The organism is Streptomyces typhae (assembly GCF_009755605.1).
In the GTDB taxonomy this organism is placed as follows: Bacteria; Actinomycetota; Actinomycetes; order Streptomycetales; family Streptomycetaceae; genus Streptomyces; species Streptomyces typhae.
In genome coordinates this window covers 100,040-116,552 of the sequence record NZ_WPNZ01000025.1, presented here as the reverse complement: position 1 = coordinate 116,552, position 16,513 = coordinate 100,040, and the positions used below count along the sequence as shown (strand labels likewise).

The following is a 16,513-nucleotide window of genomic DNA, read 5'->3' as shown; positions in this document are numbered from 1 at the left end:
CCGCACCAATCCGGGTGCGCCCCGGCACCGAATGGCGTGCGTCAGGCGGATCGCGCGGATGTCGCGCGGCCGCACCACGACCGTGAGGACGGACGCGATGACAGCAGTCGCAAGGAGCCGGGCGGGACGGCGGAGGATCCGCACGCTCACCGGGCTCGTGTGCGGCGCGCTGGCCGCCGGGGGGCTCGCAGCCGCCGGTACCAGCACGCTCGAACCGGAAGCGGCCCACGCTTCCAGCCACCGGGAGGCCCCGCTCATCTCGGGGCAGCCGGAGTACGACAACACCGATGTGTACGCCTTCGTCAGCCCCGACCGGCCGGACACGACGACCCTCGTCGCGAACTGGGTGCCGTTCGAGGAGCCCGCGGGCGGACCGACCTTCTACCCGTTCCCCGAGGACGGCCGCTACGACATCCACATCGACAACGACGGCGACGGGCAGGGCGACCTGCTCTACCGCTGGACGTTCGACACCAGGACGAGGAACGGCAACACCTACCGCTACAACACCGGCCCGGTGACGAGCCTGGACGACCCCGACCTCAATGTGACCCAGACGTACGACATCGACCTGCTCAAGCTGAAGGAGCAGCGGGTGGTGTCCACGACGAAGGTCGCCGACAACCTCCCGATCGCGCCGTCGAACGTCGGCAAGGCGTCGATGCCGAACTACGCCAAGCTGCGCGACCAGGCGGTGCGCAAGCTGCCCGGCGGCAACACCGCGTTCGCCGGCCAGGCCGACGACCCGTTCTTCCTGGATCTGCGGGTCTTCAACCAGCTGTACGGGGGCGACCTCTCGGAGGTGGGCCGGGACACCCTCGCCGGGTACAACGTCAACTCCATCGCCCTCCAGGTGCCGTCGGCCACGCTGCGGCAGTCGGCGGACCAGCCCGTCGTGGGCGTCTGGTCGACCACCGACCGGCGCAACGCGGACGGCAAGTGGACGCAGGTCTCCCGGCTCGGGTCGCCGCTGGTGAACGAGCTCGTCGTCCCGATCAAGGACAAGGACAAGTTCAACGCGTCCTCGCCGTGGAACGACGCGGACTTCGCGAAGTACGTCAACAAGCCCGAGCTGCCGAAGCTGATCGAGGACCAGTACAAGATCAAGGCACCCGCGGAGGACCGCAAGGACCTGGTGTCGGTGTTCCTGACCGGCGTGAAGGGCCTCAACCAGCCGCCGAACGGGCGGGCCGCGGAGGAGCTGCGGCTCGACACCTCCACGAAGCCGACCGCGGCACCGAAGCGGCTCGGCGTCCTGGACGGCGACAACGGGGGCTATCCCAACGGGCGGCGGCTGAGCGACGACGTCGTCGACATCTCGCTCCAGGTCGTCCAGGGCGAACTCGTCGGCCAGAAGAACGATCTGGGCGACGCGGTCGACGTCAACGACCGGCCCTTCGGGAAGGCCTTCCCGTACCTGGCCCTGCCCACGTCGGGCTCGCGCGGCCAGGTCGCCGAGAAGGGCTCGGGTTCCCAGTCGGGTCCCGGCGAGCGCAACATGCTGAACGGCGGCGCCGCGCCCGTGGACGACGGGAACGGCACCGACGACACCGTGCTGCTCGCGTCGATCGCGGCCGGTGGCGCCGGAGTGCTGCTCATGGGCCTCGGCTTCGCCTGGTGGCGCACCCGCGGTCCCGGCCGGACCGTCCGGGGGCGTGCCGCCGGAACGGGGGGAGTCTGACATGACGCACCGCCGACGGCACACGGACGCCTCCGCGCCCACCCCGGCGCGGGCGGGCGACGTCGTCCGGCTCGTCACGGGCGGACGGCGGCAGCGCGCCGAACGGTCCGCCACGCGCGGGCCGCAAGGCAGCGGGGCACGGAGCGGCGGACCGCAGAGCGGCGGGTCACGGAGCGGCGGGCCGACCGTGCGTCGCCTCGGCGTCGTCGTCGCCCTCGCGGTCACGCTGACCGCGACCGCGGTGATCGTCGGCGGTGCGGGAGACAAGGGGCGGCCGTCGACGACGGCCGCCCCGCCGCTCCGGTACCCGGCGGCGCCGGACGGGCTGCCCGCGGGCGACCTCGACCGGGGGGTGACCGTGCTGCGCGACCGGGTGCGGGAGTCCCCGCGGGACTTCAGGTCGTGGGCCGCGCTCGGCTCGGCGTACGTGGAGCAGGCGCGGACGCACGCCGACCCGACGCGCTACGCCGAGGCCGACCGGGCCCTCGGCCGGGCGCTGCGGCTCCGGCCGGGGTACGACGGCGCGCTCGCCGGGCGCGCCGCGCTCGCCGCGGCCCGGCACGACTTCACGGGCGCGCTGCGGTACGCCGACCGTGCCCTCGCCGCGAACGCCTACAACGAACGGGCCCTCGCCTCCCGTATCGACGCCCTCGTCGAACTCGGCTCCTACGACCGGGCGTTGCGGGCGGCCCGCACCGCGGACGCGCGCAGGCCGGGCATCCCGGTCTTCACGCGGTACGCGTACGTACGGGAGCTGCGGGGGGACGTCACCGGAGCGCGCGCCGCCCTCGAACGCGCGCTGGGCTCCGCACGGGAGCCCGACGACATCGCGTACGTCGCGACAGCGCTCGCCCAGCTCGCTTGGCGGCAGGGCCACTACGTGGAGGCGGCCCGGCGGTGCGCCGTCGCGCTGCGGGCCGAGCCCGCGTACGTACCCGCCCTGGAGACCCGGGGGCGGGTGCGCGCCGCGCGGGGCGAGACCGCCGCCGCCGTGGCGGACCTGCGCGTGGTCGTCGCCCGCCAGCCGCTGCCCGGACATTTGGTGACGCTCGGGGAACTGTACGAGGTGCGCGGGGACCGGGAGCGGTCGCGCGAGCAGTACGCGCTGATCACGGCGTGGACCGAGCTGGCCCGCGCGAACGGGGTGAACGCCGATCTGGACACCGCGCTCGCCGCGGCGGACCACGGCGACCGGACGACGGCCCTCGCCGCGGCCCGCGCCGAGTGGGGGCGGCGGCACACCGTGCACACGGCGGACGCCCTGGCCTGGGCCCTGCACGGGGCGGGACGCGACAAGGAGGCCCTGCGGTACGCCCGGCGCGCCACGGCCACGGGGTTCCGTGAGGCGCCGTTCTTCTACCACCGTGCCGTGATCGAGCACCGCGCGGGCTCCACGCGGGCGGCACGGCACTGGCTGCGGGCCGCCCTCGACCTCAATCCCGGCTTCTCCCCCGTGGGCGCGCGGGACGCGGTCAGGCTTCAGAAGGAGCTGGGATGACCGGGCGCCGACGCCGACCCGCGCGGGGTGCCCGGTGGCGGTGGGCGCGGCGGCTTGCGGCCGTCGTGCTGCTCGGTGTCGGCGCTGCCCTCGCGCTGCCCGCCGCGGGTGCCGCCGCCCACCCTCTCGGCAACTTCACCGTGAACCAGCACGACGCGCTCACCCTCGCCCCGGGCCGCCTGCGCGTCGACCACGTGGAGGACCTCGCGGAGATCCCCGGCACGCAGGCGAAGCCCGCGATCCGACGCGAGGGGAAGGAGGCGTGGGCGGCCGAGCGCTGCCGCCGGGCGGCCGGCAGCGCGCGGGTGCGGCTCGGCGGGGAGCCCGTGCGGCTCACGCCGGGTACCGCGCGGGCCCAGGTGCGGCCCGGTCAGGCGGGGCTCCCCACCGTGCGCGTGGAGTGCCGCTTCGACGCCCGGCTCCCCGGGGAGGGGGCGGGGCGCGTCGAGTTGGCCTATCGGGCTCCGGCGCAGGCGGCTCCGGGGTGGCGTGAGATCACCGCCCGCGGCGACCGCATGACCCTCACCGACAGCGACGTGCCCACCACGTCCGCCTCCCGGCAGCTCACCCGCTACCCGAAGGACCGCGCCTCGTCCCCGCCGGACACCACCACCGCCACCGTGCGCGCGCGGCCGGGCGGCCCCGCCCTCGGCGAGGAGCCGGCACCGCCCGCCTCCGCGCTGCCCGCCGCGGCCACCGACGCGCTCACAGGGCTCGTGGCCCGGCACGACCTGACCTGGGGGTTCGCCGCCGTCGCGCTGGTCACCGCGCTGTTGCTCGGCGCCCTGCACGCGCTCGCCCCGGGGCACGGCAAGACCCTGATGGCCGCGACGGCCGCGGCCCGCGGCACCGCGTCGCTGCGGGACGTCCTGCCGCTCGCGGCGTCCGTCACGGTGACGCACACCCTGGGGGTCGTCGCCCTGGGGCTGCTCGTGGCGGGCGGTTCGGCGGCGGCGCCCTCGATCGTGGCGTGGCTGGGCGTCGCCAGCGGTCTCCTCGTCACGGGCGCGGGCGCCCTGCTGCTCCGCAGGGCCTGGCGCCACCGCAAGCACGGCGGCCACGGACACGGGCACACCCACGGCCATGCCCACACCCATGGTCACGACCACGGCCACCCCCGTCCCCACGGGCACAGCCACGACCACGGCCACACGCACGGGCACGGCCACACGCATGGGCGCGGGCACACCCACGGGCACGGACACCCCCACACCCACCCCGAGCGCCCCACCCTCCGCGGCACCCTCTTCCTCGGCTTCGCCGGTGGTCTGGTGCCCAGTCCCTCCGCCGTGGTGGTGCTCGTCGGCGCCGCCGCGCTCGGCGAGGCCTGGTTCGGGCTGCTCCTCGTCCTCGCGTACGGGGCGGGGCTCGCCCTGACCCTGACGGCGGCGGGGTTCCTCGTCGTGCGGCTCGGCTCGCGGGTCACCGCGGCGGCCGGGCGGCGGCTGACGGCGCGGCGGGCACGGGGGCGGCGCCTGGCCGGGCTCGCGCGCCGCCTCGCTCCCCTCGGCTCCGCGTGCGTCGTGTTCGCCCTTGGGTGCGGATTGGTGTTCAAGGGGGCCGCAACCGCACTCGGTTGAGCTACTTTTGTGGAGAATCGCACGGCTGCGAAGGGGGCCCTCGTGACCGACGAAGCACGAGTGATCGCGGGGCGCTACCGCCTCCTCGCCCCGCTCGGCGAAGGGGGCATGGGCACCGTGTGGCGTGCCATGGACGACGTCCTCGGCCGCGAGGTCGCCGTCAAGGAGGTGCGCGCGCCCGCCGGGCTCCCGGCGAGCGAGGTCGAGCGGCTCTACGCCCGCCTGGAGCGCGAGGCCTGGGCGGCCGCCCGTATCCCGCACCGCAATGTGGTGACGGTGTACGACGTCGCCCTGGACGAGGACCGGCCGTGGATCGTGATGGAGCTGGTGCGCGGTCTGTCCCTGTCGGACGTCCTGGAGTCCGAGGGCCCGATGTCCCCGCGGCGGGCCGCGTACGTGGGCGCGGAGGTCCTCGGGGCGCTGCGGGCCGCGCACGACGCGGGGATCCTGCACCGGGACGTCAAGCCCGGCAACGTACTCCTGGCCAATGACGGCCGGGTGGTGCTCACGGACTTCGGGATCGCGATGGTGGAGGGCAGTTCGGCCCTCACCATGACCGGCGAGGTCGTCGGCTCGCCCGAGTTCCTCGCGCCCGAGCGGGCGATGGGGCGGCGGCCCGGCCCCGAGTCCGACCTGTGGTCCCTCGGTGTGCTCCTGTACGCGGCCGTGGAGGGCGTCTCGCCGTTCCGGCAGAACACACCGCTGAGCACGCTGCGCGCGGTCGTCGACGAGGAGTTGCCGCCGCCGCGGAACGCGGGGCCGCTGACCCCGGTCATCGAGGGGCTGCTGCGCAAGGACCCGGCGGAGCGCTCGCTCGCGGCGGACACCGAGCGCGATCTGCGCCTGGTGGCCGAGGGCCGCCCGCCGCAGGCGGACACGGCCTCGTCGCCGGCCTACCAGCCGACCGTCACCGCACACCGGCAGCCCGAGCACACCCCACCGCTCCCGCCCGCCGGGCTGCGCTCCGCCGCCCCGACCGCTCCCTCCCCCGACACGACCACGACAGCGGCGCCGGGGACGTCCGAGGCCCGTCGGCGGCGCGCCCGCGCGGCGATCGTCGCCGGCCTCACCGTCCTGGCCCTGGCCATCGGCGGCATCACGTACGCCCTGATGAACGACGACTCGGGCGGCGACGGCAGGAACGGCACCAACAACGACAGCGGCGGCGGGAGCGGCGGCAACGACAGCGGCGGAAACGACTCGGGCGGAAGCGGCGGCGGCTCGGGCGGCGGCGACGGCGGGAACGGCTCCGGCGGCGGCAACGGCGACAGCGGCGGCACGAACGGCGGTGCCACCGGCGGCGGAGCCACCGGCGGGAACGGCGGCGGAGACGGCGGCGGCGGGAACGGCGGCGGCGACGGCGGGAACGGCGGCAACAGCACCCCCCAGTCCGTGCACGTCACCGTCACCGGCCACCGCACCTCGTACACCGGACCGTGCCCGGTCCCGGCCGCGGCGGCGCCGTCGTTCACGGCCCGTTTCACCGTGGGGCGGGTGCCCGCGACCGTGCAGTACCGCTGGCTCGTCGCCGCGGGCGGGTCCAGCGATCCGGCGTGGAAGTCCCTGTCGTTCCCGGCGGGAGGCGGCAGGAACAAGGACGCCCAGCACGACGAGGCGCCGTCCTGGGCGGATCCCGGTACCTACCGCGGCAGTGTCCGCGTCGAGGTCCGGAGCCCGGCGGCCGTCACGTCGAACTCCGTCGCCTACACCGTGACCTGCGAGGACGAGGAGGAGCCCACGACCGGCGGGGGCTCCTCGTCGCCTTACGAGCAGTGACGCCCCCTCAGGATGCGGCGCCGCGGAAGACGGGCAGATAGCCGCCGGACTGGCCCGCGGCGGTCGGGTGGTACGACTCGCCGATGTCGCCCCAGTTGACGCTGTGCAGCCACGAGTCGCCGGAGCAGATCTCGTGTCCGGTGAAGGTGGAGGTGACGTCGCCGAAGGTGAAGCCGTGGTCGGCGGCGCGCTTGGCGGTGGCGGTGTTGAGGTGGTCGGCGGCGCCGTTGATGGCGCGGCGCTCCCCCTCGCTCAGGCCGGCGAGGCAGCTGCCTCCCAGCTTGTAGAAGCGCGGGTAGCCGAGCACCACCACGCGCGCGGACGGCGCCTTGCTCTCGATGGCCGAGTAGACCCGGTCGAGCTGGCCGGGCAGGGTCGAGTCGACGTACGCCTTCGCCTGGTTGACGCGGTTGACGCAGGCGGACTCGGACTGGAGCACGCAGGTCGTCATCACGTCGGCGAAGCCCGCGTCGTTGCCGCCGACGCTGACGGACACCAGGCCGGTGCCGGAGTTCAGGGGGCCGAGCTGGTTCGCGAGGACGTCGCCGGTGCGCGCGCCGGAACACGCGGTGAAGCTGAAGCTGGCGGGGGCGTTCTGGGCGGCCCACAGGGCCGGGTAGGCGCGGGTGCTGCGTTTGCAGGAGCCGCTGCCGCTGTCGTAGCTGCCGGCGCCGACACCGGAGGAGTAGGAGTCGCCGAGAGCCACATAGGCGGGTGCCGCGGCCCTCTCGTCGCGGGAATCCGCGTGCGCCGCGCCCACTCCGGTGAGAGTGCAGGCGGCGGCAAGGAGGAGCGAGGAAGCATATGACGTGAAGCGGGACAATCTCATGAAACCTCCCTTAGCAGGATTTCTGCCTCGACAGTGGTAGCACGCACCCGAGCCCACGGGCGGTGTCCATGTCAATTAATTCTTCAGTAATTCCCTTGCCCACCAGAGGAGTTCATTGATCGGACCACAGTCCGACAACGAACATCTGCACACACCCTCCGCATCTTGACGGGCCGCCTGAGACTGGGCCACATTGAAGCCCGGCATCCGGCGTCTTTGGGGGGCAAATTCGCCCATGCAGTCCATAGGAATCAAGTCGGCGTCATCCGGACGGGTACCGCCGGAAGAGGACCCCGACCAGGGCTCGCGCACCGCGGAGCCGTCGAAGTACGCGCGATACGCGGACTACGCACCCCTCCTCGCGGGAGTGGGCGCGACCGCCGGCTGCGCGGGGGCGCTCCTCGCCCTGCTCGACCTCTCCTCGCCGCTGCGCGGCCCGCTCGTGCTCTTCTTCCTCCTCGCGGCGCCGGGGTTCGCCCTGGCGCCCTGGTTGCGCGGGCTCGACGTCCGGGGCCGCGCCGTGGCCTGTGCCTCCGGGGCGGTGGTGGTCAACCTGTTCGTCGCCCAGGCCATGCTGGCCCTTCATGTGTGGTCGGTCCGCGGCGGTGTCGCGGCGGTCGGCGGGGTCGGCGCGCTCGTCTTCCTGTCGGCACTGGCGCGGCGACGGCGTCACCGCACCCCGAGTGGAGGGACCCCATGACGTGGACATCACCGTGCACCGCCCCGGCGAGCTCAGCGCCGCCGACCGGGTGGCGTGGACCGGGATGCAGTCCAAGGCCCATCTGAACGGCGCACCCGGCCTCTCGAATCCTTTCCTGTCACCGGAGTTCACGCTCGCCATGGGGCGCGTCCGCAAGAACGTGCGCGTCGCCGTCGTCACGGAGGACGGCGAGCCGGCCGCGTACCTCCCCTTCCAGAGATCCAGAACCGGCGTGGGCCGGGCCGTCGGCCTCGGCGTCTCCGACTGCCAGGGCGTGATGCACCGCCCCGGCTACACCTGGGACGCGCGCCAACTCCTGCGGGGCTGCGATCTGGTGCTGTGGGAGTTCGACCACCTCGCGGCCGGTCAGACCGCCTTCGAGACCGGCACGACCGGCGTCTTCCCGTCCCCGGTCATGGATCTCGACCAGGGCTACGAGGCCTACCTCGGCCGGCTGCGCGCCCGCTCGCCGAAGTTCCTGCGCTCCACCCTCGCCAAGGGCCGCAGGCTCAGCCGCGACCACGGCGAACTCCGCTACGTGCACGACGAGCGCGACCCCGGGGTGCTGCGCACGCTGCTCGGCTGGAAGTCCGCGCAGTACCGCAGGACGGGCCGCAGCGACCGCTTCGCGCACGACTGGATCACCGGGCTCGTGCACCAGCTCTTCCACACCCGCCGCGAGACCTTCGCCGGCACGCTGTCCATCCTCTACGCCGGGGACGCCCCGGTCGCAGGGCACTTCGGGCTGCGCAGCGAGCGGGTGCTGGTGAGCTGGTTCCCCGCGTACGACCCGGACTTCGCGCGGTACTCACCGGGGCTGCTGCTGCATCTGCGCATGGCCGAGGCGGCCGCCGCCGACGGCATCGCGCATCTCGATCTGGGCCGGGGCCAGAAACAGTACAAAGATTCGTTGAAGACACGTGAACTTGTCGTGTCCGAGGGATGGGTGGCGTTGCGCCACCCCATGGCTCTCGGCCATCGTGTGCACCGCGCGCCGGTCCGCGCGTTGCGCAACACCGTCGTCGGGCGACCGGCATTGTTCCGACCGGCAGACCACCTGCTCAAGCGCCTGGGGAAGATCCGTTCCGGGCACCGGAAAGAGTAGGAATCGCACAGGAAGCGCCACGGAACGGCACTGAAAAATGGGGTTCCGGACACCTGCCCGGTGTCCGAAGCAGCGGTCAAATATCCGAAAACGTGAGACCCCGTTCCAGGTCTTGCCATACGGTCGCAAGCATCAATACCGTCGTACATCCACCCGCATCGATTCATCGGCTGTCGGTCTAGGGGAGGGCTCAAGACCGCGATGGGTTCCGGTGCGGGGCGCGGTAGGGGGGTGCCCGTGCCCGGTGATCGAATTTCTGCCGGAACACGTGCCGCGCAGTTATGCCAGCTCACTCGGCATGCCCGAAGATCCATTCCAGCATGTCCGCAGTGAGAATCCCCCCTTTCGAACCGGATCCACAACCGGACCGCCCGGGGGCGGGCGGTCCACCGGACGAGAGGGATCAGACTCATGAGTTCTGCTGTGCGCCCGGCCGGCCCGGGACAAGATCCTTTGATCGAGGCGGCCGCCGACACGGCGGCGGGCCCCGAAAAGGCCGTACAGCCCGAAGAATCGGCCATTGTCGGATTGCCCGCCATTCCAAGTCAGCACGAATACCGGCCGGTCTCCTCACATCTGGCCATTGCGCCACCGGTGAGCGTGGTCATTCCCGCCATGAACGAGGCGGAGAATCTTCCTTACGTGTTCAAGACCCTGCCCGAGTGGGTTCATGAAGTCGTCCTGGTGGACGGCAATTCCACCGACGACACGGTCGCCGTGGCCCGCGAGCTGTGGCCGGACGTGAAGGTGGTGCGCCAGCTCGGCAAGGGCAAGGGCGACGCGCTCATCACGGGCTTCGAGGCCTGCACCGGCGACATCATCGTGATGGTCGACGCGGACGGCTCCGCCGACGGCCACGAGATAGTCAGCTACGTCTCCGCGCTGGTCTCCGGCGCCGACTTCGCCAAGGGCTCCCGTTTCGCCAACGGCGGCGGCACCGACGACATGACCTTCATCCGCAAGCTCGGCAACCACGTCCTGTGCTCCGTGGTCAACGCCAAGTTCGGCGCCCGCTACACGGACCTGTGCTACGGCTACAACGCCTTCTGGCGGCACTGCCTGGACAAGATCGAACTCGACTGCACCGGCTTCGAGGTCGAGACGCTGATGAACATCCGCGTCGTCAAGGCCGGACTCAAGGTGCAGGAGATCCCGAGCCACGAGTACCTGCGCATCCACGGTGTCAGCAACCTCAGTGCCGTCCGCGACGGCCTGCGGGTGCTCAAGGTGATCCTCACCGAACGCTCCAACAGGCACAGCAGGCGTACGCAGCGACAGGGTGCGCGCACCGCGGGCCTGCCACACCGGGGAGAAGCTTCTTGACCTCCATCTCGGTGGTCGTCTGCGTGTACACCGAGGACCGCTGGGAGGACATCCTCGCAGCGGTCTCCTCGGTGCGCGCGCAGTCCCACAAGGCCCACGAGACCCTGCTCGTGGTGGACCACAACACTCCACTGCTCGACCGCCTGACCAGGGAGTACAAGGAGACGGGAGAGGTGCGGGTGCTCGCCAACGCGGGCCCCCGCGGCCTGTCCGCGGGCCGCAACACCGGCATCGCGGAGTCCTCCGGGGAGATCGTCGCCTTCCTGGACGACGACGCCGTCGCCGAGCGGGACTGGCTGCTCCGCTTCGCCGAGGGGTACACCGACCCGAAGGTGTTCGCGGTCGGCGGGCGCACCCTGCCCGCCTGGGCCTCCGGGCGCAGACCCGTCTGGTTCCCCGAGGAGTTCGACTGGGTCGTCGGCTGCATGTACCGCGGCCATCCCACGGGCCGGGTCCGGGTGCGCAACGTCCTCGGCGGCAACGCCTCCTTCCGGCGCACCGCCTTCGACGTCGCGGGCGGCTTCGCCAACGGCATCGGCCGCGACGGCGACAAGCTGCCGCTCGGCTGCGAGGAGACGGAGCTGTGCATCCGGCTCACCCGCGCGCGGCCCGACGCGGTCCTGCTCATCGACGACCGCGCGATCATCCACCACCGGGTGCCGGCGGCGCGGGAACGCTTCGCCTACTTCCGCACCCGGGCGTACGCCGAGGGCCTCTCCAAGGCCCTGGTGGCGCGCAGCGTGGGCGCGGACAAGGGCCTGGAGTCGGAGCGGCGCTACACCACCCGGGTGCTGCCCGCCGGTGTCGGCCGGGGCCTCAGGGACGCGCTCCTGGCCCGTCCCGGCGGCGCCGGGCGCGCGGGCGCCATCGTGGCGGGCGTGGCCGCCGCCGCGGGCGGGTACCTCGTCGGGAGCGCCCGCGCGCGCCGCTCCGGCGCGACGTTCTCGATCGTGGACGTGCCCGGTGCGGCGTCGGGTCCCACGGACCCCGGGGCCGGACGGGGCGCGAAGGGCCCGGGGGGCGGGGAGGCCGCCGCATGAGCACCTCGGGCATACCGATCCTGATGTACCACTCGGTCGCGCGGGAGCCGAACGAGGCCACGCACGACCTGTCCGTGGCACCCGAGGCGTTCGCCGAGCAGATGGAGGTCGTCCGCGCGCTCGGCTGCACCCCGCTCACCACCGCCCAGCTGGCCTGGCACTGGCGCCACCCCGGCCGCCCGCTGCCCACCCGGCCCGTCCTGATCACCTTCGACGACGGGTACGAGGGCGTGCACCGGCACGCGCTCCCGTCCCTGGCCCGGCACGGCTACGCCTCGACGCTGTTCGTCGCGACGGGCTGGCTGCGCGGGAAGTACGACACCGGGGGCGGCCTCGACACCATGCTCGACTGGGACCAGGTGCGCGATCTGGCGGCGGCGGGCGCGGAGATCGGCGGACACAGCCACACCCATCCGCAGCTCGACCAACTCAGCGACGACGCGCTCTGGTTCGAGCTGGTGCGCTGTCGTGAGATCCTCGCCGACGAGCTGGGCACACCGCCCGTGTCGTTCGCCTATCCCTACGGCTACTCGTGCCGCCGGGTGCGGAGTGCCGTGCGGGGTGCCGGGTTCGGGCAGTCGCTCGCCGTGGGCAACAGCCTGGCCCGGCGCCGTCAGGGCCCGTACGCGCTGCGCCGGGTGACGGTGCGGCGCAGCACGGGCGTCGACGAGTTCGAGTGTCTCCTGCTCGGCCGCTCGATCACCCGGTGCTTCGCCAGGGACCGGATGCTCAGCAAGGGATACGCCATCGTCCGCAGAGCCCGACAAGCCCGCCGGAAGGCAGCTCGCGCCCGTGTCTGACACGAAGACCACCGCAGCGGCAGAGGTCACCGGAACCGACGCGCCGGACGGCGGGGCACCGCCGTCCGGCAGGCAGCGCCGCATGCGGCTGCCCGGAGCACGGAAGGGCGGGAACAGCACCCCGCTGTTCCGCAACGCCTACGCGCTCATGCTCAACACCGGCATCTCCGGCCTGCTCGGCCTCGGCTTCTGGCTGGCCGCCGCCCGGTACTACTCGGAGTCGGCGGTCGGTCAGGGGTCGGCGGCCATCGCGGCGATGAAGCTCCTCGCGGGCATCACCGCCGTCACCCTCATGGGTGCGCTCGCCCGCTTCATCCCGGTGGCGGGCCGCGCCACCGGGAGGCTCATCTTCCGCACGTACGCGGGAAGTTCCGTGGTCGTCGGCCTCGCGGCCCTCGTGTTCCTGTTCACCCTGGACCTGTGGGGCCCGTCCTACCGCTTCCTGCACGGCCCGCTGGCCGGGATCGGCTTCGTCGCCGCGGTGATCGCGTGGTCGCTCCTGACGCTCCAGGACGGCGTGCTCACCGGACTGCGCAACGCGCTGTGGGTGCCGGTGGGCAACACCGTGTTCTCGGTGGTGAAGCTGGGGCTCCTGATCGCCTTCGCCGCGGCCGTCCCCACGGCCGGGGTCTTCGTGTCGTGGGTGGCCGCGATCGCCTTCTCGGTGGTGCCGCTCGGCTGGCTGGTGTTCCGGCGGCTCGTGCCGCGCCACGTCGAGGCCACCGCGGGCCGGACGAGGCCGCCTTCGCTGCGCGAGATGGGGCGCTTCCTCGCGGGTGACTACACCGGTTCGCTGTGCTCCCTCGCCGTGGTCTACCTCGTGCCGGTGATCGTGGCCGCGCAGGTGAGTTCCGAGGACAACGCGTACTTCTACATCGCGACGACCATCGGCGGCACGACGAACCTGCTCGCCATCAACATGGGCGCGTCGCTGACCGTGGAGGGCGCCCACGACCCGGCCCGGCTCGCCGCCAACACCCGGGCCGCGCTGCGCCGGATGGCCCGGATCATGCTTCCGGTGTGCGGCATCCTCTTCGTCGGCGCGCCGTACATCCTGCACGTCTTCGGCTCCGGCTACTCGGAGGCGGCGACTCCGCTGCTGCGCTGGTTCGCGGTGGGCGCGGCGCTGCGGGTCGTCATGGAGACGTACTTCGCCGTCCTGCGCGCCCAGAGCCGGACCTCGGGCCTCGCGTGGTTGCAGGGCCTGCTGTGCGTCATGGTGCTCGGCCTGACGCTGCTGCTGCTGCCGCGGATGGGGCTGACCGGCGCGGGCGTCGCGGAGATCTCCAGCCTGGCGCTGATCGTGGCGATCGCGGCGCCCAAGCTGTACGCGATCACGCGTTCGGCTCCGGGTGAGCGCGCGGCCCCGGACGGCGACCTGGCGGACCTGGGCACCCCCGACTCCCCCGCGCACGCCCGGCCCGACGCGGCCGGGCAGGGGCCCCAGCGGTCCGCGGAGCGGCGGCGGCACGGTCCCGCGTGGGCGCTGCGCGAGTCCCTCGACTCCGACACACTGCAACTGGCGGTCCAGATCGACCTGGACCACCAGGAGCGGCGCCCGGACGTACGTCCGGGCCTGACGGATCGGGGGCCCGCGGGGGCGGGCGAGGGGGACAGCGCGATGACAGGTCACCGGCCCACGTGGGCGGCCGAGGAGGCGCCGTCCGCGGCCCCGCCCGCGGCCCCGCCCGGCAAGCGCGGGGTGGTGCTCAGCAAGACGGGCGGGGCAGCCGGGACGGCACACGGAACAGACGAAACACACGGAACGCACGGAACGCACGGAACAGACGGAGCAGACGGAGCAGTGGCTGAAGGACCGAACACGCTGGACGCCCTCGACGGCCTGGGCGACGTGGACGGCCTGGGCGATCTGAACGGGCCGGACACGGCGAAGGAGCCCGCGAAGGAGCCCTGGCCGACCGTGGTGAACCCGATGGCTCCCCCGGTCGCCGTGCCTCCGCAGGCGCTCACCCCCCGTGCCGGGACCCCGCCCACACCGACCCCGGGCGCATCGCCCGCCCCGGCTGCGTCAGTGGCACCGGCAGCCCCAGCCGCACCTGCCGCCCCGGACACCGCGTCCCCGCCCCGCACGGGTGCCGCGCCACGTCCGGGAGCGGGCCGGGCGGCGCGGCGGCTCCCGCTCGTCCTCGGCGCGCTCCTCGTCGCGGCCCTCGGCCTGTACTGGTTTCCGGTGGCCGGGCTCGGCGAGCGGGACCTCGACCGCATGGGCGGGCTCGGGCTCGTCTCCGTCCTTCCGCTGCCCACGCTCCTCGGGGCCGTGCTCCTCGTGGGCGTGTTCGCCGCGCTGCTGCGGCAGGAGCGCCCGCACCGGGGGCTGCTGCTGCTGACCCTGGTCGCGACCGTCGTGTCCCTGCACGCGCTGCCGGCCGTCATCGAGACGGAGCCGCGGTTCGCGACGGCCTGGCAGCACCTGGGCTTCATGGAGTACATCGACAGGACCGGCACGGCGGTGCCCGACCTGGACGCGCGCTGGAGCTGGCCCGGCTTCTTCGCCGCCGCCACGTTCTTCGCGAAGGCGTGCGGCGTCTCGGACATGACGGAGGTCGTCCGCTGGTGGCCGACGGCGATCCAACTGCTGTACCTGGTGCCGATGTTCCTGCTCACCCGCTCCCTGCGGGCGAGCTGGCGCGCCAAGTGGGCGGGCCTGTGGATCTTCGTCCTGAGCGGCTGGGTCGGCCAGGACTACTTCTCGCCGCAGGGCTTCACCTATCTGCTGTACATCGCCTTCGTGGCCATCCTGCTCGTGTGGTTCCGCGCGCCGCGCGTGGTCTGGACGAAACGGCGGCCCGGCGAGGCCGAGGTGGAGCCCGCGAACCGCCGCCAGCAGGCGGTGCTCCTGCTCGTCCTGATGGGCCTGTTCGCGGGCACGGTGCCCGCGCACCAGCTCACGCCGTTCGTGATGCTGGGCGTCCTCACGGTCCTGGTCCTGGTGCGCCGCAGCGAACTGCGGGGCCTGCCGCTGCTGTGCGGCGTCATGGTCGCCGTGTGGCTCGGTTTCTTCGCGGAGCCGTACTGGTCGGGGCACTTCGGCGAGCTGTTCGGCGGTGTCGGCGGCGTGGGCGGCAATGTGTCGTCGTCGGTGTCCGGCCGTATCGAGGGCGGCAGCGAGACGCACAAGATGGTCCTGTACGTCCGGGTGGCGCTCGCCGGTTCGGTCCTCGCCCTCGCCTGCTGGGGCTGGTGGCGCCGGCGCAGGAACAAGTACCGCGAGGTGTCGCTCGTCGTCCTCACCTTCGTGCCGTTCCTCGGCTTCGGCATGCAGAGCTACGGCGGCGAGATGGCGCTGCGCGTGTTCATGTTCGCGCTGCCGGGCGCGGCGCTGCTCGCCGGGCTCTCGCTGTTCCCGCGTACGGGCGCCACGGCGGAGGAGCGCGACCGCGACCGCAGGAGCCTCGCACCGGTGGCCGCGCTGCTCGCCGGTCTTGTCCTCGTCGGCGGCTTCCTGGTGGCGCGCTGGGGCAACGAGCCCTTCGAGCGGGTCAGGACCGGCGAGGTCGCCGCCATGGAGTACGTGTACGCGCACGACGACCCGACGGTGCGGCTGCTGTGGATGAGCAACGACACCGTCAACAACGTCACGCCCGCGATCCCCTGGGGCAAGCAGGACGCCGAGAAGGTCGAGTACGTGCCCACCCTCGCGCCCGCGGACCCGGTCCTGGTGTCCGGCCTGGTGAAGGCCCTCAAGGAGGCGGGCCCGAACTCGTACCTCATGATCAACCGCAGCCAGACCGTCTATCTCCAGATGGACACCGGCTATCCGGAGAACTGGGACACCCGTCTCGCCGAGAACCTCGACAAGCGCTCGGAGCTGAAGAAGGTGTACGGCAACGGCGACGCCACGCTGTACGCGCTGCGTTCGGGGCCCGACGCCCCGGTCGCGAAGGCCGACCCGGGCCCGGCCGGTCCGAAGGTGACGTGGACGGCGTGGTCGGTGGTGGGCGCCCTCGCCGTGCTCGCGCTGATCGCGCTGCTCGCCGTGCGGGAGGTCGTACGGGTGGCGGCGGCGCCCAGCGTGGGGCAGCAGCGCTGGCTCCAGAGCAGCTTCTGGTTCTCGCTGCCGCTGCTCGCGGTGTTCCTGGCCTCGCTGATCCAGCGGTTCCTGACGATGGCGTAGCGGGCGGCACTGCCCCGGCGGACGGGGGCGCGCGTGGCTCACCCGG

At 73.1% G+C, this 16,513-nt stretch carries 11 protein-coding genes; 10 read left to right on the top strand and 1 reads right to left on the bottom strand.

The window, feature by feature from the left end:
- The first annotated feature begins 97 nt into the window (after nucleotides 1–97).
- The 4 genes from GPA10_RS33960 (at nucleotide 98) to GPA10_RS33945 (ending at nucleotide 6,535) form a co-directional block, all read left to right on the top strand.
- Complete coding sequence (locus GPA10_RS33960) at nucleotides 98–1,681, top strand: DUF4331 domain-containing protein (RefSeq protein ID WP_157168802.1); 1,584 nt, start codon at nucleotides 98–100, stop codon at nucleotides 1,679–1,681.
- 1 nt (nucleotide 1,682) lies between these two features.
- Complete coding sequence (locus GPA10_RS33955) at nucleotides 1,683–3,179, top strand: tetratricopeptide repeat protein (protein WP_246260285.1); 1,497 nt, start codon at nucleotides 1,683–1,685, stop codon at nucleotides 3,177–3,179.
- Nucleotides 3,176–4,759: a HoxN/HupN/NixA family nickel/cobalt transporter gene (locus GPA10_RS33950; RefSeq protein ID WP_157168801.1), complete on the top strand. Its 1,584-nt coding sequence runs from the start codon at nucleotides 3,176–3,178 to the stop codon at nucleotides 4,757–4,759. Before GPA10_RS33955 ends, GPA10_RS33950 begins: the two co-directional genes overlap by 4 nt.
- A gap of 108 nt (nucleotides 4,760–4,867) precedes the next feature.
- A complete protein-coding gene (locus tag GPA10_RS33945; protein WP_157168846.1) occupies nucleotides 4,868–6,535 on the top strand; it encodes a serine/threonine-protein kinase in 1,668 nt (555 codons plus the stop codon).
- 7 nt (nucleotides 6,536–6,542) lie between these two features.
- Here the strand turns inward: GPA10_RS33945 and GPA10_RS33940 are convergent, their stop codons facing one another.
- Nucleotides 6,543–7,364, bottom strand: coding sequence for an SGNH/GDSL hydrolase family protein (locus tag GPA10_RS33940; RefSeq protein ID WP_058852288.1), 822 nt, complete (start codon nucleotides 7,362–7,364; stop codon nucleotides 6,543–6,545).
- A 235-nt stretch (nucleotides 7,365–7,599) separates the two neighbouring features.
- Between GPA10_RS33940 and GPA10_RS33935 the strand changes: the two genes are divergently transcribed.
- From GPA10_RS33935 to GPA10_RS33910, 6 genes are all read left to right on the top strand, one after another.
- Nucleotides 7,600–8,064, top strand: coding sequence for a hypothetical protein (locus GPA10_RS33935; protein ID WP_063803709.1), 465 nt, complete (start codon nucleotides 7,600–7,602; stop codon nucleotides 8,062–8,064).
- Nucleotide 8,065: 1 nt separating this feature from the next.
- Entirely contained in the window at nucleotides 8,066–9,169 is a 1,104-nt protein-coding gene (locus tag GPA10_RS33930) for a GNAT family N-acetyltransferase (protein ID WP_343041626.1), read from the top strand.
- A 411-nt stretch (nucleotides 9,170–9,580) separates the two neighbouring features.
- A complete protein-coding gene (locus GPA10_RS33925) occupies nucleotides 9,581–10,492 on the top strand; it encodes a glycosyltransferase family 2 protein (protein ID WP_241845621.1) in 912 nt (303 codons plus the stop codon).
- Complete coding sequence (locus tag GPA10_RS33920; RefSeq protein WP_246260283.1) at nucleotides 10,489–11,532, top strand: glycosyltransferase family 2 protein; 1,044 nt, start codon at nucleotides 10,489–10,491, stop codon at nucleotides 11,530–11,532. Before GPA10_RS33925 ends, GPA10_RS33920 begins: the two co-directional genes overlap by 4 nt.
- Complete coding sequence (locus GPA10_RS33915; protein WP_058852285.1) at nucleotides 11,529–12,332, top strand: polysaccharide deacetylase family protein; 804 nt, start codon at nucleotides 11,529–11,531, stop codon at nucleotides 12,330–12,332. Before GPA10_RS33920 ends, GPA10_RS33915 begins: the two co-directional genes overlap by 4 nt.
- The gene (locus GPA10_RS33910) at nucleotides 12,325–16,467 is read left to right on the top strand and encodes a lipopolysaccharide biosynthesis protein (RefSeq protein ID WP_425505861.1); all 4,143 of its coding nucleotides are present in this window, start codon (nucleotides 12,325–12,327) and stop codon (nucleotides 16,465–16,467) included. The genes GPA10_RS33915 and GPA10_RS33910 overlap by 8 nt, the downstream gene beginning before the upstream one ends.
- Nucleotides 16,468–16,513: the final 46 nt, after the last annotated feature.